General features: G+C 62.2%; 13 protein-coding genes and 2 tRNA genes. 12 read left to right on the top strand and 3 right to left on the bottom strand.

Annotation, left to right across the window (positions count from 1 at the left end):
* Positions 1 to 109 precede the first annotated feature (109 nt).
* Entirely contained in the window at positions 110 to 319 is a 210-nt protein-coding gene (locus AC3RCP_RS07505; protein WP_002554837.1) for a cold-shock protein, read from the top strand.
* Between the two features lie 160 nt (positions 320 to 479).
* Positions 480 to 1,862 (top strand): toxin-antitoxin system YwqK family antitoxin, encoded by a 1,383-nt coding sequence (locus AC3RCP_RS07500; RefSeq protein WP_492569449.1) that lies wholly within the window; start codon positions 480 to 482, stop codon positions 1,860 to 1,862.
* Positions 1,863 to 1,966: 104 nt separating this feature from the next.
* Here AC3RCP_RS07500 and AC3RCP_RS07495 read toward each other — a convergent pair whose 3' ends face one another.
* Positions 1,967 to 2,974, bottom strand: coding sequence for a DUF481 domain-containing protein (locus AC3RCP_RS07495; RefSeq protein WP_492569447.1), 1,008 nt, complete (start codon positions 2,972 to 2,974; stop codon positions 1,967 to 1,969).
* A gap of 164 nt (positions 2,975 to 3,138) precedes the next feature.
* Between AC3RCP_RS07495 and AC3RCP_RS07490 the strand changes: the two genes are divergently transcribed.
* From AC3RCP_RS07490 to AC3RCP_RS07475, 4 genes are all read left to right on the top strand, one after another.
* Positions 3,139 to 3,492, top strand: coding sequence for an MGMT family protein (locus AC3RCP_RS07490; protein WP_492569445.1), 354 nt, complete (start codon positions 3,139 to 3,141; stop codon positions 3,490 to 3,492).
* A gap of 44 nt (positions 3,493 to 3,536) precedes the next feature.
* On the top strand, positions 3,537 to 5,114 hold the full coding sequence (locus AC3RCP_RS07485; RefSeq protein ID WP_492569443.1) for an AmpG family muropeptide MFS transporter: 1,578 nt from the start codon (positions 3,537 to 3,539) through the stop codon (positions 5,112 to 5,114).
* A 129-nt stretch (positions 5,115 to 5,243) separates the two neighbouring features.
* The gene (locus AC3RCP_RS07480) at positions 5,244 to 6,959 is read left to right on the top strand and encodes a proline--tRNA ligase (protein WP_007923915.1); all 1,716 of its coding nucleotides are present in this window, start codon (positions 5,244 to 5,246) and stop codon (positions 6,957 to 6,959) included.
* Between the two features lie 17 nt (positions 6,960 to 6,976).
* Positions 6,977 to 7,930, top strand: coding sequence for a hypothetical protein (locus tag AC3RCP_RS07475; RefSeq protein ID WP_007923917.1), 954 nt, complete (start codon positions 6,977 to 6,979; stop codon positions 7,928 to 7,930).
* 65 nt (positions 7,931 to 7,995) lie between these two features.
* Here AC3RCP_RS07475 and dinB read toward each other — a convergent pair whose 3' ends face one another.
* Positions 7,996 to 9,060 (bottom strand): DNA polymerase IV, encoded by a 1,065-nt coding sequence (gene dinB / locus AC3RCP_RS07470; RefSeq protein WP_009042451.1) that lies wholly within the window; start codon positions 9,058 to 9,060, stop codon positions 7,996 to 7,998.
* A 299-nt stretch (positions 9,061 to 9,359) separates the two neighbouring features.
* Between dinB and AC3RCP_RS07465 the strand changes: the two genes are divergently transcribed.
* The 4 genes from AC3RCP_RS07465 (at position 9,360) to AC3RCP_RS07450 (ending at position 13,923) form a co-directional block, all read left to right on the top strand.
* A tRNA-Met gene (locus AC3RCP_RS07465) sits at positions 9,360 to 9,436 on the top strand.
* Positions 9,437 to 9,623: 187 nt separating this feature from the next.
* Positions 9,624 to 9,700, top strand: a tRNA-Met gene (locus tag AC3RCP_RS07460).
* Between the two features lie 279 nt (positions 9,701 to 9,979).
* Complete coding sequence (gene mprF, locus AC3RCP_RS07455; RefSeq protein WP_277587996.1) at positions 9,980 to 12,628, top strand: bifunctional lysylphosphatidylglycerol flippase/synthetase MprF; 2,649 nt, start codon at positions 9,980 to 9,982, stop codon at positions 12,626 to 12,628.
* Positions 12,628 to 13,923 carry a virulence factor family protein gene (locus AC3RCP_RS07450; RefSeq protein WP_492569440.1) on the top strand — a complete coding sequence of 432 codons (1,296 nt, stop codon included), beginning with the start codon at positions 12,628 to 12,630 and terminating at the stop codon, positions 13,921 to 13,923. The genes mprF and AC3RCP_RS07450 overlap by 1 nt, the downstream gene beginning before the upstream one ends.
* 221 nt (positions 13,924 to 14,144) lie before the next feature.
* On the opposite strand, the gene AC3RCP_RS07445 is transcribed toward AC3RCP_RS07450, so the two are convergent.
* Complete coding sequence (locus AC3RCP_RS07445; protein ID WP_492569763.1) at positions 14,145 to 15,986, bottom strand: potassium transporter Kup; 1,842 nt, start codon at positions 15,984 to 15,986, stop codon at positions 14,145 to 14,147.
* Between the two features lie 392 nt (positions 15,987 to 16,378).
* On the opposite strand from AC3RCP_RS07445, the gene rimO reads away from it, so the two are divergent.
* Positions 16,379 to 17,716, top strand: coding sequence for a 30S ribosomal protein S12 methylthiotransferase RimO (gene rimO / locus AC3RCP_RS07440; protein ID WP_007923924.1), 1,338 nt, complete (start codon positions 16,379 to 16,381; stop codon positions 17,714 to 17,716).
* 106 nt (positions 17,717 to 17,822) lie between these two features.
* Positions 17,823 to 18,296 (top strand): GNAT family N-acetyltransferase, encoded by a 474-nt coding sequence (locus AC3RCP_RS07435; RefSeq protein WP_085529982.1) that lies wholly within the window; start codon positions 17,823 to 17,825, stop codon positions 18,294 to 18,296.
* The last annotated feature ends 20 nt before the right edge of the window (positions 18,297 to 18,316 follow it).

The following is an 18,316-nucleotide window of genomic DNA, read 5'->3' as shown; positions in this document are numbered from 1 at the left end:
ATGTTGAATTTCGATCCAACCATCTCCAAGAATTTTTCCTGCTCTTTGCACTCAGTCTCGGCCAGGGCTTTTCCTGAGTCGCAGTTAACTTTGTCCAAGGAGATACACCATGTCTAATCGCCAAACCGGTACCGTTAAGTGGTTCAACGATGAAAAAGGCTTCGGCTTCATCACTCCACAATCCGGTGACGACCTGTTCGTACACTTCAAAGCTATCCAATCCGACGGCTTCAAAAGCCTGAAAGAAGGCCAACAGGTTTCTTTCATCGCTACCCGCGGTCAGAAAGGCATGCAAGCTGAAGAAGTTCAAGTTATCTAACTTGTACTGAAACAGTAGAAAGCCCCGCCCTCAAAGCGGGGCTTTTTTGTGCCCGGATGTTTTTGCTTAATGGCACCCAGGCTATATGATCCGCCCCCTCGGACAATCATATGGAAACTGCAGGATGCCGTTCAGACACCGGAAGTTGTTGAGCGCAGCGGTGCTCACACTCGCCCTCCCTCTCGCACTCAACGCCACACCTCGCCCCGACCATCCAACGATCATCGTCGGCATGGACAGCGGCGCCAGCTACATTGCCAAGGACTCGCAGCAACAACCCGAGTTGCGACGCGCGGTACTGCTGGAGCTTTCCAGCGCCCATCGTTGCGGCAGCAACGAGGTTTACCTCACCCCCGAATCCTCAGGCATCCCCGCGGAGTCGTTCGGCCAGGTCCTGGAAGAAATCCAGCAACTGATCGATGACCAGACCCCACTCCTGCTGACCCTCTCGGACTGCGACGGAAAACGAGCCTTTTTCGAAAAGGTCCGGCCCTGCACCGCCCAGGAATGCGGCGAGCTGACCGCATCCCAGGTCGACGGCAAGCTCTACCTCGACGAGCGCTATGCGCCGACGGGCCAAGGCCAGGCCTCGTACTTCCTGACGATGCCGATGAGCTACGACAAGCGGCAAAAAGCCTGGAACGCGAGAATCTTCTACGTCGAATCAGGCACCCTGCGCCGGGACTATTTCGTCAGCGCCGAGGACTTCGTTTCGGGCAAGGCCGTTCATGCCTCGAAAACCTACTATCCGGACGGCCAGGTCCGCCACAGCGCTGGCTATGACCTCAATGGCAAACGCCAGGGAGAGGCGCTGACCTACTCCGAGAGCGGTGTCGTGGTTAAACGCTCGAACTATCGGGATGGCCTCCTCGAGGGCTGGCAGAGCACCTACCACGACAATGGAAAAGTCGCCGAATCCTACAACTGGCGCCAGGGCAAACGCGTCGACGGCGAATACCTGGAATACGACGAGAACGGCAAGCGGGTCGGGCGCATCACCTACCGGGCGAATCTGCCGGACGGACCGATCACCAGCTATTACCCGGATGGCAAGCTCAAAGACAGCGGACAGTTCGTTGCCGGCAAGAAAGTCGGCCCCAGCCCGTCCTATTACCCTGACGGCACACTGGAAAGCACCGTCGATTACGTGGACAACCAGCCCGTGGGCTGGCAAATCCAGTACCACCCCAACGGCAAGGTAAAACAGAAGCAATTCAACGACGAACACGGCACCCAGCGCAGTTATGCCCTCTGGAACGAACAGGGCGTGCAGACGCTTCAGTGGCAATGGGATGAACAGCACCGCGAGCAGGGCGACTTCAAGGCCTGGTACGACAACGGCCAGCTCAAGGAGCACAAGGTCTACAAGGACGCGAAACTCGAAGGCCCCGCCGTCACCTGGTACGACAGCGGTCAGATGGAATCATCTACCGATTACCTGGATGGCAAAGAGCATGGCTGGATGCGCCTCTGGAACGAGGACGGCAGCCTGCAGAGCGAATGCCAGTACCAGACGGGCCCCCGTCAAGGTGCATGCAGTTGAGGCTGACATAACGCAGCGCTATTGAGACAGCACTCTTGCGCTGCCAAACAAAAAAGTCCCGCGGGTGCAAACCGCGGGACTTTTTCATTTCCAGGCCTGCGAGCTTACCAGGCGACGCCAAACCCCGCGGTGTAGCGGGTCTTGTTGAGATCGCTGTCCTTGGTGCCACTGATGATGTCCCGTTCGGCCTTGAGGTTGAGCGACGCCCATTCCGTGACCTTGTAGCGCAGGCCGATCTCGGCATCCAGGGCGTAATCGGCAATATTGGACAGCGGCCGCCCCACCTCGCCATTGGTAAACAACTCGACCCGCTTGCCAATCAGGTAACGGTTGTAGTCCCACTTCATGGCCAGGGAATAGAAGTTGTCTTTGCCGCCATCCTTGTACTCGTAGTCGGTGCGGTTGAGCAGCGAACCCAGGGAGAACGCACCCAATTCGTTATCCCAGAACTGGTAACCCGGACCGGTACCCACCACGCGCTGGCGCGCCAGCGCCTCGACCTTGTCACGCTTGTAATTCAACCGCCCCTGCCAGAACCATTTATCGGTGAGGAAGCGGTCCAGTGCGTATTCGCCGCGCCAGTTGTCGGTGGTGACCACATCGTTCTGGAATTCGCGGTTGTACTCGCCTTCCGCCGTGTGCCGCCATTTGCCGTGGCGCGCCGAGGTCTTGAAGTCGATGTCGTAGTCGTCGGTGTCCTTTTCCGCCCGCTGATAATCCAGCGCCATGTCGACATTGCCCTTCCATACCAGGTCCTCGACCACCGGCTTGGGCTTCATGATCTGCTGGATGCTCGCCAGCTCGACAGTCTTCGGCGCCTCGCCATTGGCCAGGGTGACCTTGCCGTCTTCCGCCGCGTGCAGGGACTTGGCCTTCTCGCCGGTGTAGGCATCCTGCTTGACCAGCAGTTCCTGATCGCTCTCCAGCGTCTTGACCTGCTTCCAGTCGATCGGGATGGCCCCGGCATACTCGGTCTGGATCAATAACTTGCCACCGTCGAACACCTTGATCTTGCCACTCAGACGGTCACCGTTCTTCAACCAGACGGTATCGGCGAGCAAAGGCGTGGCGGTACTGAAAACGGCAAGGCACAGCAGGGTTCTGGACAACATAAACAGATACAAGGCTCGAGTTCGCGAAAAAAACCGGCATTATCCACATGAATAAAACCTCAGGTAGGGACTGACTCGACTATCTATAGTGAGTTCAATTCTCAATTATTAATAAACCCTTTGTCCTACAGACGGTTTACAGGCCTGCATCAGGAAACCCGAACGTGATCGAACCGCTCGACGTCGACCAAAGCCCTGCCGAAATCCGACGCACGGCGCTCTACCTGACCCTGGCCCAGGTCCCGGAAGGCAAGGTAGTCAGCTATGGGCAACTGGCGGAAATGGCGGGCCTGGGTCGCGCCGCGCGCTGGGTGGGACGCACCCTCAGCCAGTTGCCCGCCGACACCACCCTGCCCTGGCACCGCGTACTGGGCGCGGGCGGGCGCATCAGCCTGCCCGTGGGCAGCGCTTCGGGCGACGAACAGCGCGCGCGACTGCGTATGGAAGGTGTCTCGATCCTGAACAATCGTGTGGATATTCGGCGCCATGGCTGGCGTCCGGTAGAGCACAGCGGTTAGAGTGCGCGCTTTGTTTCCGTAATTCTTGAGGCAGACTCCAGCCCATGCCCCGTAAAACCTGGCGCGCCGCGCTCGCCGCCTATGCCAGCCCCTCGACGCTCGTGCTGTTGCTGCTTGGTTTCGCCGCCGGCCTGCCTTACATGCTGGTGTTTTCGACACTTTCAGTCTGGTTGCGCGAAGCCGGTGTGGCTCGCGAAACCATTGGCTACGCCAGCCTGATTGGTCTGGCCTACGCCTTCAAATGGGTCTGGTCGCCCTTGCTCGACCAATGGCGCCTGCCCTTGCTGGGCAAACTCGGACGCCGCCGCTCCTGGCTGGTCCTGTCGCAATCGCTGGTGCTGCTCGGGCTGATCGGCATGGGGTTCTGCGATCCGCAAAAGCACCTGTCCTGGCTGATCGCCATTGCGGTTATCGTCGCCTTCGCCTCTGCCACGCAGGACATCGCGGTGGACGCCTACCGCCTGGAAATCGCCGAAGACAGCCGCCAGGCCGCCCTGGCCGCCGCCTATATGTCCGGCTACCGCGTCGCCGCCCTGCTGGCCACCGCTGGCGCCCTGTTCTTCGCCGAAGGTTTCGGCTCCACCGGTTTCAGCTATAAACACGCGGCCTGGACCGGCACCTACGTGCTGTTCGGCGTGCTGATGATCCCGGCCCTGCTGACCACCCTGTTCATGCGCGAACCGCCGGTGCCGCTGCGCACCCAGCTGTCGGCCGGGCGCTACAGTTTCATGCACCAGCTGGTGTCGGTGTTCGTGCTGATCGTGCTGCTGGTGTCGGTGCCGGCGATGTTCACCCAGCTGTACAACACCGACTTCGCCAGCGTGCTGTTCGAAGGCGCCAGCCTGCTGGACCTGCTGCTGGAAGACCGAGCGTTCCTGCGCGCCATTCTCTACACCATCCTGACCGCGCTGTGCCTGTCGGCCATGGGCCGCCGCGGCCTGGCCCCGGTGCTGACGCCGGTCAACGACTTCATCCTGCGCTACCGCTGGCAAGCCCTGCTGCTGCTGGGCCTGATCGCCACCTATCGGATGTCGGACACGGTGATGGGCGTGATGGCCAACGTGTTCTACATCGACCAGGGCTTCACCAAGGACCAGATCGCCAGCGTCAGCAAGATTTTCGGCCTGATCATGACCCTGGTCGGCGCCGGCATGGGCGGCCTGCTGATCGTGCGCTTCGGCATCCTGCCGATCCTGTTCATCGGCGGCGCCGCCTCGGCCGCGACCAACCTGCTGTTCCTGATGCTGGCCGACATGGGCCCCAACCTGCAGATGCTGGTGGTGACCATTTCCCTGGACAACTTCAGCTCGGGCCTGGCCACCTCGGCCTTCGTCGCCTACCTGTCGAGCCTGACCAACCTGAAGTTCTCGGCGACCCAGTACGCCCTGCTCAGCTCGATCATGCTGCTGTTGCCGCGCCTGATCGGCGGTTATTCGGGGGTCATGGTGGAGAAGTTCGGCTATCACGACTTCTTCCTGATCACCGCCCTGCTCGGCGTGCCGACCCTGGTCCTGATCGCCCTGCACTGGTTCCAGGAAAACCGTCGCGCCGAACCGCCGCAAGCGCCCGAAGCCACACCGCCGGCCACGCCACCCGCTACAGCTGTCAGCGAAGAACCCTAGGAAACCCCGGGGCATACCGGCATTCACCCGGCGCCCCGACCTCCCCCGGCCGCAATCCTGTACGCCAACGGTTCTCGCCCGTACAATGCTTCGTCATTTCTAGTCTTCAGCAACCGACAACGGCCTACCATGCGCACCAGTCAATTTTTGCTCGCCACACAGAAAGAAACGCCTTCCGATGCGGTCGTGATCAGCCATCAGCTGATGCTGCGCGCCGGCATGATCCGCAAACTGGCCTCGGGCCTGTACACCTGGCTCCCGATGGGCCTGCGGGTGATGCGCAAGGTCGAAGCCATCGTTCGTGAAGAAATGAACGCCGCCGGCTCGCTTGAAGTGTTGATGCCGAGCACGCAGCCGGCTGAACTGTGGCAGGAATCCGGGCGCTGGGAGGAGTACGGCCCTGAACTGCTGCGCTTCAAGGATCGCCACGGTCGCGACTTCTGCGCCGGTCCGACCCACGAAGAAGTGATCACCGATCTGGCCCGCAACGAGCTGAGCAGCTACAAGCAGCTGCCGATCAACCTGTACCAGATCCAGACCAAATTCCGCGATGAAATCCGCCCACGCTTCGGCCTGATGCGCGGTCGCGAGTTCATCATGAAGGACGCCTATTCCTTCCACGCCGACCAGGCATCGCTGCAGGTCACCTATGACCGCATGCACCAGGCCTACTGCAACGTGTTCACCCGCCTGGGCCTGAAGTTCCGTCCGGTCGAAGCCGACAACGGCTCCATCGGCGGCGCCGGCTCCCACGAATTCCACGTACTGGCCGAGTCCGGCGAAGACGACATCGTTTTCAGCAACGGCTCCGACTACGCGGCGAACATCGAGAAAGCCGAAGCCGTGCCACGGGAAACCTCGCGCCCGGCGCCGAGCGAAGAACTGCGCCTGGTCGACACCCCTGACGCGAAAACCATCGCGCAGCTGGTGGAAGGCTACAACCTGCCGATCGAAAAGACCGTCAAGACCCTGGTGGTGCACGCCGAGGAAGCCGGCAAGCTGATCGCCCTGATCATCCGTGGCGACCACGAGCTGAACGAAATCAAGGCTGCCAACCAGCCTGGCGTCGCCAGCCCGCTGGTGATGGCTTCGGAAACCGAACTGCGTGACGCCATCGGCGCCGGCGCCGGCTCCCTGGGCCCGCTGAACCTGCCGCTGCCAATCATCGTCGACCGCTCGGTGGCCCTGATGAGCGACTTCGGTATCGGCGCGAACGTCGACGACAAGCACTATTTCGGCTTCAACTGGGAACGTGACATGCCGGTCCCGACCGTGGCCGACCTGCGCAATGTCGTCAGCGGCGACCCAAGCCCGGACGGCAAGGGCACCCTGGAAATCAAGCGCGGCATCGAAGTCGGGCACATCTTCCAGCTGGGCAACAAGTACAGCAAGGCGATGAAGTGCGAAGTGCTGGGCGAGAACGGCAAGCCGGTCACCCTGGAAATGGGCTGCTACGGCATCGGCGTGTCCCGCGTGGTGGCCGCGGCCATCGAGCAGAACAACGACGAGAACGGCATCATCTGGAGCGACACCCTGGCCCCGTTCCAGATCGCCCTGGTACCGCTGCGTTATGAAACCGAGCAGGTTCGCGAAGCCACCGACAAGCTGTACGCGCAACTCACCGCCGCCGGCTTCGAAGTGCTGCTGGACGACCGCGACAAGAAGACCAGCCCGGGCATCAAGTTCGCGGACATGGAGCTGATCGGCATTCCACACCGGATCGTGGTCAGCGACCGCGGCCTCGCCGAAGGCAACCTGGAATACAAGAGCCGTACCGAAGCCGAGGCGCAAGCGCTGCCGGTGGCTGACGTGCTGTCCTTCCTCCAAGCCCGTATCCGTCGCTGAAACCAGATAGAGAAGTCATGTTCAAGCGAAACACCTTAAGCCTCGGTGGCGCCGCCTTGTGCGGCGCCCTGTTGCTCAGCGGCTGTGCCAACCAGATGTCGCAACGCAGCGAGCACGAGGAACGTGTCGAGCGCAAATTGCTCGATCACAGCCTGCAGATCGATGTCGGTGAGCCTAAGGTGCTTGAGCTGCCGCAACGCCGGGTACGCATCCACGAGCAGAAGACCTTCGAGGTCACCGAGTTCGAAGTCACGCGTCGCTACGATCGCTACACGCCCTATCAACCCTGGCGGGAGCTCTACGAGATCCCACTGGGCGCGGTAGCCGTGGTCGCGGGTGTCGGCGCCAACGTGGTCAATGTGTTTGCCCTGGGCAACCTGCCGGACAGCGTCACCAAGGACTGGATCAGCTACGGCGTGGCCGGGCTCAACCCGTTCATGAACGTGCAGTCCCACGGTCGGGCGCAGCAGAACCTGGCGGGGATCGATGAAGTCCAGCGCGACAAGCGCGTGGAGTATTCGAGCCTGCCCTGGAGCGAACGCCCGGTGCAGGTCAAGGCCGGCAAGGAAACCCACGAGCTGAGCACCGACCGCAACGGCGTACTGCGCCTGAACCTGTTGGACAGCCCGTTTTCCGAACAGGACCTGAACCACATCGGCAAGCTGCAGATCAGCGTCGCGGATGCCCAGGACGACGTGCATTCCGACTCGTCGCTGGCCATCAGCAACACCCTGCGCGGCAAGCTGCTGGAAGCGCACAACCTGATCTACGACGACCTCGAAGATGACGAAGTGAGCCAGTGGGTGCACCGGGTCAAGCGTCTCTCCGAACTGGGCCTGGAAGAAGAAGCCAGCGAACTGGAGCAGAGCCTGATCGAGCTGACCCGCAACGATCCGGAACTGCAAAGCGAATTTCTCAAGTCGCTGACCAAGAACGCCGGCCGCCTGGTCGCCGACCCCGGCGCCCATTGATCAGATAACCATCGCGAGCCAGCCTGTTTCCGCACTGCGGGGGTGGGCTGGCTCGCGATGCTGTTTCAGGAACGGCTGAACAGCTCCAACTGCTCATGCCCGCCACGCAGATCCTGCAAACGCACACCAATCCCCAATAGCCGCACCGGCCTGTCCCCGCGCTTGAACGCCTGGGTCAAAAGCTGCCGGTAACTCTCCAGGTCCCGCCCTGCCCCCGCCTGTTCGAGCGTGGTCTGGGTGAAATCGTGAAACTTCACTTTGACGAAGGGCTTGCCCGGACGATAGCTGCTGTCGATTCGCTCGATCCGGCCGGCCAGGGTCTGCATCAGCTCCGGGAGTTTATCCAGGCAGCTCTGCAGATCGGGCAAATCGACGTCGTAGGTGTTTTCCACGCTGATGGACTGCCGGCGACTGTCGTTCTGCACCGGCCGCTCATCGATACCCCGGGCGAGGTTCCACAACCGCTCGCCAAAACTGCCGAACTCGCGCACCAGCGCCAGCTTGCTCCATTCGCGCAATGCCTCGCAGCTGACGATGCCCAGGCGTCCCAGCTTGTCAGCTGTGACCTTGCCCACGCCATGCAGCTTGTTGACCGGCAAGGCCGAAACGAAGTCCTCGACCTGGTCCGGGGTGATCACGAACAGGCCGTTGGGCTTTTTCCAGTCGCTGGCGATCTTGGCCAGGAACTTGTTCGGCGCCACCCCGGCCGACACCGTGATATGCAGCTGGTTGGAGACCCGGCGACGAATGTCCTGGGCGATGCGCGTGGCGCTGCCGGCGAAGTTGGGGCTGTCGGAAACGTCCAGGTAGGCCTCATCCAGGGATAAAGGCTCGATCAGGTCGGTGTAGTCGCGAAAGATCGTATGGATCTCTTTCGACGCTTCCCGGTAGGCCTCCATGCGCGGCTTGACGATCAGCAGGTCGGGGCACAGCGTCAGCGCATGCCGCGAGGACATGGCCGAACGCACGCCAAAAGCGCGGGCTTCATAGTTGCAAGTGGCGATCACCCCGCGTCGCTCCGCCGAGCCGCCCACCGCCATCGGCCTGCCAGCCAACTGCGGGTCGTCGCGCATTTCGATGGCGGCGTAGAAGCAATCGCAGTCGATGTGGATGATTTTGCGCTGCGTCATATAAAGGCAGAGTTCATGGAAGCAAGAGGTCGATCACAAGACAGGGCGACAGTATCTCACCGAGAACTGTATATAGCACCAGTAGTTTGATTTCTCCTGCCTACCACCAGAAAAATCGGAAGATGAATTTATTTTCTCAATCGGTCAAAGCCCCTCAATAGAGCTGAAAGCCTTGTGCAGCATGCCCTCAGGGTCGATCCAGGGGCGGTATTTTCAAGCTAAGCAATTGAACGAGAACAGTTTTTTTCGGCCAATCGGTTGACAGGCCGGCGATCCTCTGTAGAATGCCGCCACACAGACGCGGGATGGAGCAGTCTGGTAGCTCGTCGGGCTCATAACCCGAAGGTCGTCGGTTCAAATCCGGCTCCCGCAACCAAACATCAAAAAAGGCTACTCGAAAGAGTGGCCTTTTTTGTGCGCGCTCGTTTTGTTGTCGCGCAAAACAAAACCCTTTGCAGCACCGGGACTTAACCCGCCTTGCGAGTCATTCAATACTTATTTGACTCAATGGACCATTAACGGTTGACACTCCGGCGTTCGTCTGTAGAATGCCGCCACACAGACGCGGGATGGAGCAGCCTGGTAGCTCGTCGGGCTCATAACCCGAAGGTCGTCGGTTCAAATCCGGCTCCCGCAACCAAACAACAAAAAAGGCTACTCGAAAGAGTGGCCTTTTTTGTATCTGTCGAAAAAATCTTTTCGCAACAATGACCTGGCAACCTCCTGTGAACCGTCAGTCACCTCCCCCACCCTTTCCAACCCGCTATGCTCATTGCCAGGCAGCCGCTTGAAAACGCTGGCCGTCCGGGCTCGCAGGGCCATGGTGAGACGCGTTAATATTTGAAACTATTTTTTCTGCAGGGATTGGTAACTTGGCTGGATACCCCCATCCTGTCGCGCACAATCCACGAGGTGATTGATGCGCGCCAACTCGTCTGACTCACAAGACACCGATACCGTTACAGCGAACCAACCGGTTGCTGCCACCCGCTTGCGCTGGCTGGAGCTACTGAGCAAATACCGCCAGCCCATCGGCATGGTCGTGACCCTGCTGCTGTTCGGCATCGCCCTGATTGCCTGTCGTCACCTGCTCAGCGAGCTGGATCTGTATGCCCTGCATGATTCGATCCTCGACGTGCCCAAGCCGGCCCTGCTCGGCGCCCTGGCCGCGACCGTGGTCGGTTTCGTCATCCTGCTCGGCTACGAATGGTCCGCCAGCCGCTACGCCGGGGTGAACCTGCCGCCGCGCACCCTGGCCCTCGGGGGCTTCACCGCCTTTGCCATCGGCAACGCCATCGGTCTGTCGCTGCTCTCCGGTGGTTCGGTGCGTTACCGCCTCTATGCCCGGCATGGCGTGGGTGCCGGCGACGTCGCCCATATGACGCTGTTCGCCAGCCTGTCCCTGGGTTGCGCCCTGCCACCGCTCGCGGCCCTGGCGACCCTGAGCAACCTGCCCGCCGCCTCCGCCGCCCTGCGCCTCTCCGAAGGCCTGCTGGCCAGCATTGCCGGCGCCGTACTGCTGCTCTGCGCGATCCTGGTCATCGGTATCTACCGGCGCCGCCTGCCTGAACAGCCATTGCCGGACAACCTGTTGGTCAAGGCCGGGCGCCGTACCCTGCGCCTGCCTGGACGCCGCCTGACGCTCCTGCAACTGCTGATCACCGCCCTCGACGTCGCCGCCGCAGCCACCGTGCTGTATCTGCTGCTGCCCGAGGCACCGCCCTTCGGCGCCTTCCTGCTGGTCTACCTGCTGGCCCTGGCGGCCGGCGTGCTCAGCCATGTACCCGGCGGCGTCGGGGTGTTCGAAGCGATTCTGCTGGCCGCCTTCGCCGACAAGCTCGGCGCGGCGCCACTGGCCGCCGCCCTGCTGCTGTACCGGCTGATCTACGTGATCCTGCCGATGCTGGTGGCCTGCGTCCTGCTGCTGATCAATGAGGCCCAGCGCCTGTTCCAGACCCGTCAATCGCTGCGGGTGGCCTCGGGCCTGGCCGCACCGATCCTCGCGGTGCTGGTGTTCCTGTCCGGCGTGGTGCTGCTGTTTTCCGGCGTGACCCCGGAAATCGACACCCGCCTGCAACACATCGGTTTTCTGATCCCGCACCGCCTGGTGGATGCCTCGCACTTCGGCGCCAGCCTGGTCGGGGTGCTTTGCCTGCTGCTGGCCCAGGGCCTGCGCCGGCGCCTGTCCGCAGCCTGGATATTGACCACTATCCTGCTGCTGGTCGGTGCCGTGCTCTCGCTACTCAAGGGTTTCGACTGGGAAGAAGCCAGCCTGATGACCCTGACCGCCAGCCTGCTGGCGGTCTTCCGGCGCTCCTTCTACCGGCCGAGCCGCCTCACCGAACTGCCGTTCTCGCCGCTGTACCTGGTGGCCAGCGTCTGTGTGCTGGGCGCATCGATCTGGCTGCTGCTGTTCGCCTATCAGGACGTGCCCTACAGCCATCAGCTGTGGTGGCAGTTCACCCTCGACGCCGATGCCCCACGGGGCCTGCGCTCGCTGCTGGGGGCCGCGGTGCTGCTGGTGGTGGTGTCCCTGACCTGGCTGCTGCGCACCGCGCGCCCGGTGATTCACCTGCCCAATGGCGAGGAGCTGGACCGCGCGGCGAAGATCCTCATGGCCTCTTCCCAGCCCGACGGCGGCCTGTCCCTGACCGGCGACAAGGCCCTGCTGTTCCATCCCAACGACGACGCCTTCCTCATGTATGCCCGGCGCGGCCGCAGCCTGGTGGCGCTGTACGACCCGATCGGGCCGACCCAGCAACGGGCCGAGATGATCTGGCAGTTCCGCGACCTGTGCGACGTCCACCATGCGCGTCCGGTGTTCTACCAAGTGCGCGCGGAAAACCTGCCGTACTACATGGACATCGGCCTGACCGCGATCAAGCTTGGCGAAGAAGCCCGGGTCGACCTGAACCGCTTTGACCTCGAAGCCAAGGGCAAGGAGATGAAGGACCTGCGCTACACCTGGAACCGCGGTACCCGCGACGGTCTGGCGCTGGAAATCCATGAGGCCGGGCAGGCGCCGATGGACGAGCTGAAAGTCATTTCCGATGCCTGGCTGACCGGTAAGAATGTCCGCGAGAAAGGCTTCTCCCTCGGGCGTTTCAGCGAGGACTACCTCAAGCATTTCCGTATCGCGATCATCCGTTTTGAAGGACGTCCGGTGGCCTTCGCCAACCTGCTCGAGACCTACAGCCATGACCTGGCCAGCCTCGACCTGATGCGCGCCCACCCGGAGGCTCCCAAGCTGACCATGGAATTCATGATGGTCGGCCTGATCCAGCATTATAAAAACCATGGGTATGCCCGCTTCAGTCTGGGCATGGTGCCGTTGTCGGGTCTGCAACCCCGGCGTGGCGCGCCACTGACCCAGCGCCTTGGATCGATGGTTTTCCGTCGGGGTGAGCAGTTGTACAACTTCCAAGGGTTGCGCCGTTTCAAAGACAAATTCCAGCCTGACTGGGAACCTCGTTACATGGCCGTGCCCGCCGGACTGGATCCGCTGGTGGCACTGGCCGATACCGCCGCCCTGATTGCGGGCGGCCTGACTGGATTGGTGAAACGCTGATGATTCAACGCTCCTGGCGGTATGTATTAGCCACTCTGGTGGTGCTTGCCCTGATAGCAGGAGGCGGCTACTGGTACTGGAATCGTCCGGCACCACAACCGACCCTGGAACACCTGGCCCAGACCGATGGCTCGACCCTGACCCGTGTCACCCCGGCCGCCCAGGCCAAGGCCCGGGTCGCCGTGGCCGTCCTCGCCGACGAAGCCCTGACCGATACCCAACTCCTGGCCCTGAGCCGCGGCGGCGCGGCGCAGATCGTCCAGGTGATCCTGCCCAAGGACGACTGCAAGCTGCAGGAACAAGCCCTGCAGACCGCCCTTGGCCAACTCGCGGGCCAGGCGACCCTGGTCAGCGGCATCGGCCCTGGTGCCGCCCTGGCCTGGCGCTGGATCGCCACCCAGAACGACGACAAGGCCCAGGCCGTGTCGGTGGGCTTTACCATCAACCCGGCCCCAGGCTGCACCGACCCGTTGCCCAAGACCCTGGCCCACGGCCACTGGCTGGTGGCCTGGAACGACAACCCGGATGACGAAAGCGCCGGCTTCGTGCGTGACACCCCCAATGCCAGCACCAGCATCAGCGACTACGACATTCACCTGCCTCAGGTGCTGAACAACGAGCTGCGCAAGCTGCTGGTAGGTTCGGACAACGGCGGCCTGAATATCCCGGTGGTCGAAGTGCCGGCCGGCCAGGCCAAGGACACCGTGACCCTGTTCCTCTCCGGTGACGGCGGCTGGCGCGACCTGGACCGTGACGTGGCCGGCGAGATGGCCAAGATCGGCTACCCGGTGGTCGGCATCGACACCCTGCGCTACTACTGGCAGCACAAGACCCCGGAACAGAGCGCCACCGACCTGACCGAACTGATGCAGCACTACCGGCAGAAATGGGGCACCAAGCGCTTCGTGCTGACCGGCTACTCGTTCGGCGCCGACGTGTTGCCAGCCATCTACAACCGCCTGCCGGAAGCCGAGCAGCAGCGGGTCGACGCCATTATCCTGCTGGCCTTCGCCCGCACCGGCAGCTTCGAGATCGAAGTCGAAGGCTGGCTGGGCAACGCCGGCAAGGAAGCCGCCACCGGCCCGGAAATGGCCAAGCTGCCAGCAGCCAAGGTGGTGTGCATCTACGGCGAGGAAGAAGTCGACGAAAGCGGTTGCACCGACAAGACCGCCGTCGGCGAAGCCATGAAACTGCCGGGCGGCCATCACTTCGACGAAAACTACCCGGCCCTGGCCCAGCGCCTGGTCAACGTCATCGAGAAACGCCAGGGCAAGGACAAGGTCGTCGAAGAGTGATCTGAGTTCCCCAGACAAGGCCCCCGCTGCCCACCGGCACCGGGGGCTTTTTCATCCTTGAAATCCCCCTCTGCGGGAGCGGAGCTAGCTCGCGATCAGCGCTGGCTGTCAGGTAGAGCGCCATCGCGAGCAAGCTCGCTCCTGCAGGGGAAAGCGCCCTCCTCCAACAAAAAAGCCCCCGTCACCACAGCGGTGACGGGGGCTTCTGCTCTCGCGCCAGCTTACATCTCGATCTGGGTCCCCAGCTCGATCACGCGGTTCACCGGCAGCTTGAAGAAGCGCAGGTTGCCGTTGGCGTTCTTGAGCATGAAGGCGAACAGCGTCTCGCGCCAGCGCGCCATGCCGACGATCTTGGAGGTGATGACCGTCTCGCGGCTGAGGAAGTAGGTGGTGCGCATCGGGCTGAAGTCCAGCTCGTCCAGGTGGCACAGCTTCAGCGCTTCAGGCACGTCCGGCTCGTCGGTGAAACCGAAGTGCAGGATCACCCGGAAGAAACCTTCGCCATAGGAATCCACCTCGAAGCGCCGTTGCGTCGGCACCCGCGGGATATCCTCATAGACCACGGTCAGCAGCACCACTTGCTCGTGCAGCACCTGGTTATGCAGCAGGTTGTGCAACAGCGCATGGGGCACGGCGTCGGAGCGCGCAGTGAGGAACACCGCGGTGCCCTGGACCCGATGCGGTGGCTGCACACGGATGCTGTTGATAAAGATCGGCAGCGGCAACGCGCCCTCGCCGAGGCGGTCCATCAACAGTTCTTTGCCGCGTTTCCAGGTGGTCATCAGGGCGAACAGCACAATCCCCGCCAATACCGGGAAAGCGCCGCCCTGGAAGATTTTCGGCACGTTGGCGGCGAAGAACAGCCCGTCCACCAGCAGGAAGCCCAGCAGGATCGGCACCGTCAGCACCGGCGACCATTTCCACAGCAACAGCATCACCGCCGACACCAGGATGCTGGTGATCAGCATGGTCCCGGTCACCGCCACGCCGTAGGCCGAAGCCAGTGCGCCGGAAGACTCGAAGCCCAGCACCAGGAGAATCACCCCGACCATCAGCGCCCAGTTCACCGCGCCGATGTAGATCTGCCCCTGCTCCGCGCTGGAGGTGTGCTGGATGTACATGCGCGGGATATAACCCAGCTGGATCGCCTGGCGGGTCAGGGAGAACGCGCCGGAGATCACCGCCTGGGAGGCGATCACGGTAGCCAGGGTCGCCAGGACCACCAGCGGGATCAGGGCCCAGCTCGGCGCCAGCAGATAGAACGGATTACGTGCCGCTTCCGGGTTCTCCAGGAGCAAGGCGCCCTGGCCGAAATAGTTGAGCACCAGCGCCGGCAGCACCAGGGCGAACCAGGCGCGAGCGATCGGCTTGCGCCCGAAGTGGCCCATGTCGGCGTACAGCGCTTCGGCACCCGTCAATGCCAGCACTACCGCGCCGAGAATGGCCACGCCCATGCCCGGATGCACGATGAAAAACCGCACGCCCCAGACCGGGTTCAGTGCCTGCAGCACTTCCGGATGCTGGGCGATGCCGTAGACCCCCAGCCCGCCCAGGGTCACGAACCACAGGACCATCACCGGCCCGAACAGCTTGCCGATGCGATCGGTACCGTGTTTCTGGATCAGAAACAGCGCCACCAGCACGATCAGCGCCATAGGTACGACCCAGTGCTCGAGCCCGTCGAAGGCAATCTCCAGCCCCTCTACCGCCGACAGTACGGAGATCGCCGGGGTGATCATGCTGTCGCCGTAGAACAAGGCCGCGCCGATCAGGCCCAGGATGACCAGAACCACCCGCAGCCTCGGATAGGGCGTCGACGCCCGCCGGGCCAGGGCGGTCAAGGCCATGATGCCGCCCTCGCCCTGGTTGTCGGCCCGCAGGATGAACAACACGTATTTGATCGAGACCACCCAGACCAGCGACCAGAAGATCAATGCAAGAATGCCGAATACACCGTCGTGGTTGACCGGAACCCCGTAATGCCCCGCGAATACCTCCTTCAAGGTATAAAGCGGGCTGGTCCCGATGTCGCCATAAACCACCCCGACCGCCGCCACCAGCATCCCCAGGGGCCTGGCCCTGGAATGCTCGCCGCTTACCGCCTGACTACTTGCCTGACCCATCCACCACTCCTACTACCCAGATCGGGGCTTCTTATAAAAGGCATGACATTCAAGACAACGCCAAGCTTGCAAGACTCTCGTGAATGCCCATGCAGCATGCGCCCTTTTACTTACAGTTACAGACGTTCTGTTGACTAGTAAGAATTCACCCGGGCGCAACGGCGCGAAGCATAGCGCAGCACTCGTCGTATTTCCCTGCATAAAGCTGGTCAAGTGCGCCGGCCATCGCTAGAATTGCGCACTTTTTGATCAGAGGCGCCCCTAGCGCCCATCCGTCGCCAGCGGTTTTATCCAGATTGCCGAGCGGCCCGACACCTATACCGAGGTTAGACATGTCCACCCCTACCGCGCCAGCCAACCCCAAGGTCGGCTTCGTTTCCCTGGGTTGCCCGAAAGCGCTGGTCGACTCCGAGCGCATCCTCACGCAACTGCGTATGGAAGGTTATGACGTGGTGTCCACCTACCAGGACGCCGACGTCGTGGTGGTCAACACTTGCGGTTTCATCGACTCGGCCAAGGCCGAATCCCTGGAAGTGATCGGCGAAGCCATCAAGGAAAACGGCAAGGTCATCGTCACCGGCTGCATGGGCGTGGAAGAAGGCAATATCCGCGACGTGCATCCGAGCGTGCTGGCCGTGACCGGCCCGCAGCAGTACGAGCAAGTGGTCAGCGCGGTGCACGAAGTGGTGCCGCCGAAACAGGATCACAACCCGCTGATCGACCTGGTGCCGCCACAAGGCATCAAGCTGACGCCGCGCCACTACGCGTACCTGAAGATTTCCGAAGGCTGCAACCACAGCTGCAGCTTCTGCATCATCCCGTCGATGCGCGGCAAGCTGGTCAGCCGCCCGGTCGGCGATGTGCTGGACGAAGCCCAGCGCCTGGTCAAGTCCGGGGTCAAGGAGCTGCTGGTGATCTCCCAGGACACCAGCGCCTATGGCGTCGACGTCAAGTACCGCACCGGCTTCTGGAACGGCGCGCCGGTGAAAACCCGCATGACCGAGCTCTGCGAAGCCCTCAGCACCCTGGGCGTCTGGGTCCGCCTGCACTACGTCTATCCGTACCCGCACGTGGACGAGCTGATCCCACTGATGGCCGCCGGCAAGATCCTGCCGTACCTGGACATCCCGTTCCAGCACGCCAGCCCGAAAGTGCTCAAGGCCATGAAACGCCCGGCCTTCGAAGACAAGACCCTGGCCCGGATCAAGAACTGGCGCCAGATCTGCCCCGAGCTGATCATCCGCTCGACCTTCATCGTCGGCTTCCCCGGCGAAACCGAAGAAGACTTCCAATACCTGCTCGACTGGTTGACCGAAGCCCAGCTCGACCGCGTCGGCTGCTTCCAGTACTCGCCGGTGGAAGGCGCGCCGGCCAACGACCTGGACCTGGAAGTGGTCCCGGACGAGGTCAAGCAGGACCGTTGGGAGCGCTTCATGGCGCACCAGCAGGCAATCAGCTCGGCGCGCCTGCAACAGCGCATCGGCAAGGAAATCGAAGTGCTGATCGATGAAGTCGACGAACAGGGGGCCGTGGGTCGCTGCTTCTTCGACGCCCCGGAGATCGACGGCAACGTGTTCATCGACGGTGCCGGCGACCTCAAACCAGGCGACAAGGTCTGGTGCCGGGTCACCGACGCCGACGAATACGACCTCTGGGCCGAAGTCCTGTAAGGCGTAAAAAACCGCAAAGCCCCGCTCTCTTCGCGAGATGCGGGGCTTTTTTACGTCTATCGTTTGCTCAGGACCACGGATGCGTCACCACAAAGGAGCAGGCGGCATGCGCCATCATTCGGTCATCCATACCCCGAAACACAGCGACTACCCGGAACTGACCCGGGTCTGGGAGGCCTCGGTGCGCGCCACCCACGACTTCCTGCCGGACAGCTACATCGAACTGCTGAGAAACCTGGTGCTGAACCGTTATCTGGATGCAGTGATGCTGATCTGCACCCGGGACCAGCGCCAGCACATCACCGGCTTCGCCGGGGTCGCCGCCGGCAAGATCGAGATGCTGTTCATCGATCCCGCCCATCGCGGCCAGGGCCTGGGCAAGCAACTGCTCAGGTACGCCATCGAACACCTGAACGCCGACGAACTCGACGTCAACGAGCAGAATCCGCAAGCCCTGGGCTTCTACTTCAAGCAGGGCTTCGAGGTCATCGGTCGCTCCGAGCACGACGGCATGGGCCAGCCCTATCCGCTGCTGCACATGCGTTTGAAACAGCCCCAGCAGCAAGCGCTGCGCGGCTAAAAGCCACAGCGGGCAAATGG

It is taken from the genome of Pseudomonas sp. GW822-FHT05A08, assembly GCF_058800485.1.
Note: the sequence above shows the minus strand (reverse complement) of the source record. Positions and strands in the feature narration are given on the sequence as shown.

Bases quoted from the DNA above. Each gene is read 5' to 3' on its own strand.
- AC3RCP_RS07435 (WP_085529982.1), top strand. From the start codon at position 17,823: ATGCGCCATCATTCGGTCATCCATACCCCGAAACACAGCGACTACCCG.
- rimO (WP_007923924.1), top strand. From the start codon at position 16,379: ATGTCCACCCCTACCGCGCCAGCCAACCCCAAGGTCGGCTTCGTTTCC.
- AC3RCP_RS07505 (WP_002554837.1), top strand. From the start codon at position 110: ATGTCTAATCGCCAAACCGGTACCGTTAAGTGGTTCAACGATGAAAAA.
- AC3RCP_RS07495 (WP_492569447.1), bottom strand. From the start codon at position 2,974: ATGTTGTCCAGAACCCTGCTGTGCCTTGCCGTTTTCAGTACCGCCACG.
- AC3RCP_RS07450 (WP_492569440.1), top strand. From the start codon at position 12,628: ATGATTCAACGCTCCTGGCGGTATGTATTAGCCACTCTGGTGGTGCTT.
- AC3RCP_RS07480 (WP_007923915.1), top strand. From the start codon at position 5,244: ATGCGCACCAGTCAATTTTTGCTCGCCACACAGAAAGAAACGCCTTCC.
- dinB (WP_009042451.1), bottom strand. From the start codon at position 9,060: ATGACGCAGCGCAAAATCATCCACATCGACTGCGATTGCTTCTACGCC.
- AC3RCP_RS07475 (WP_007923917.1), top strand. From the start codon at position 6,977: ATGTTCAAGCGAAACACCTTAAGCCTCGGTGGCGCCGCCTTGTGCGGC.
- AC3RCP_RS07445 (WP_492569763.1), bottom strand. From the start codon at position 15,986: ATGCTGGTGGCGGCGGTCGGGGTGGTTTATGGCGACATCGGGACCAGC.
- mprF (WP_277587996.1), top strand. From the start codon at position 9,980: ATGCGCGCCAACTCGTCTGACTCACAAGACACCGATACCGTTACAGCG.
- AC3RCP_RS07485 (WP_492569443.1), top strand. From the start codon at position 3,537: ATGCCCCGTAAAACCTGGCGCGCCGCGCTCGCCGCCTATGCCAGCCCC.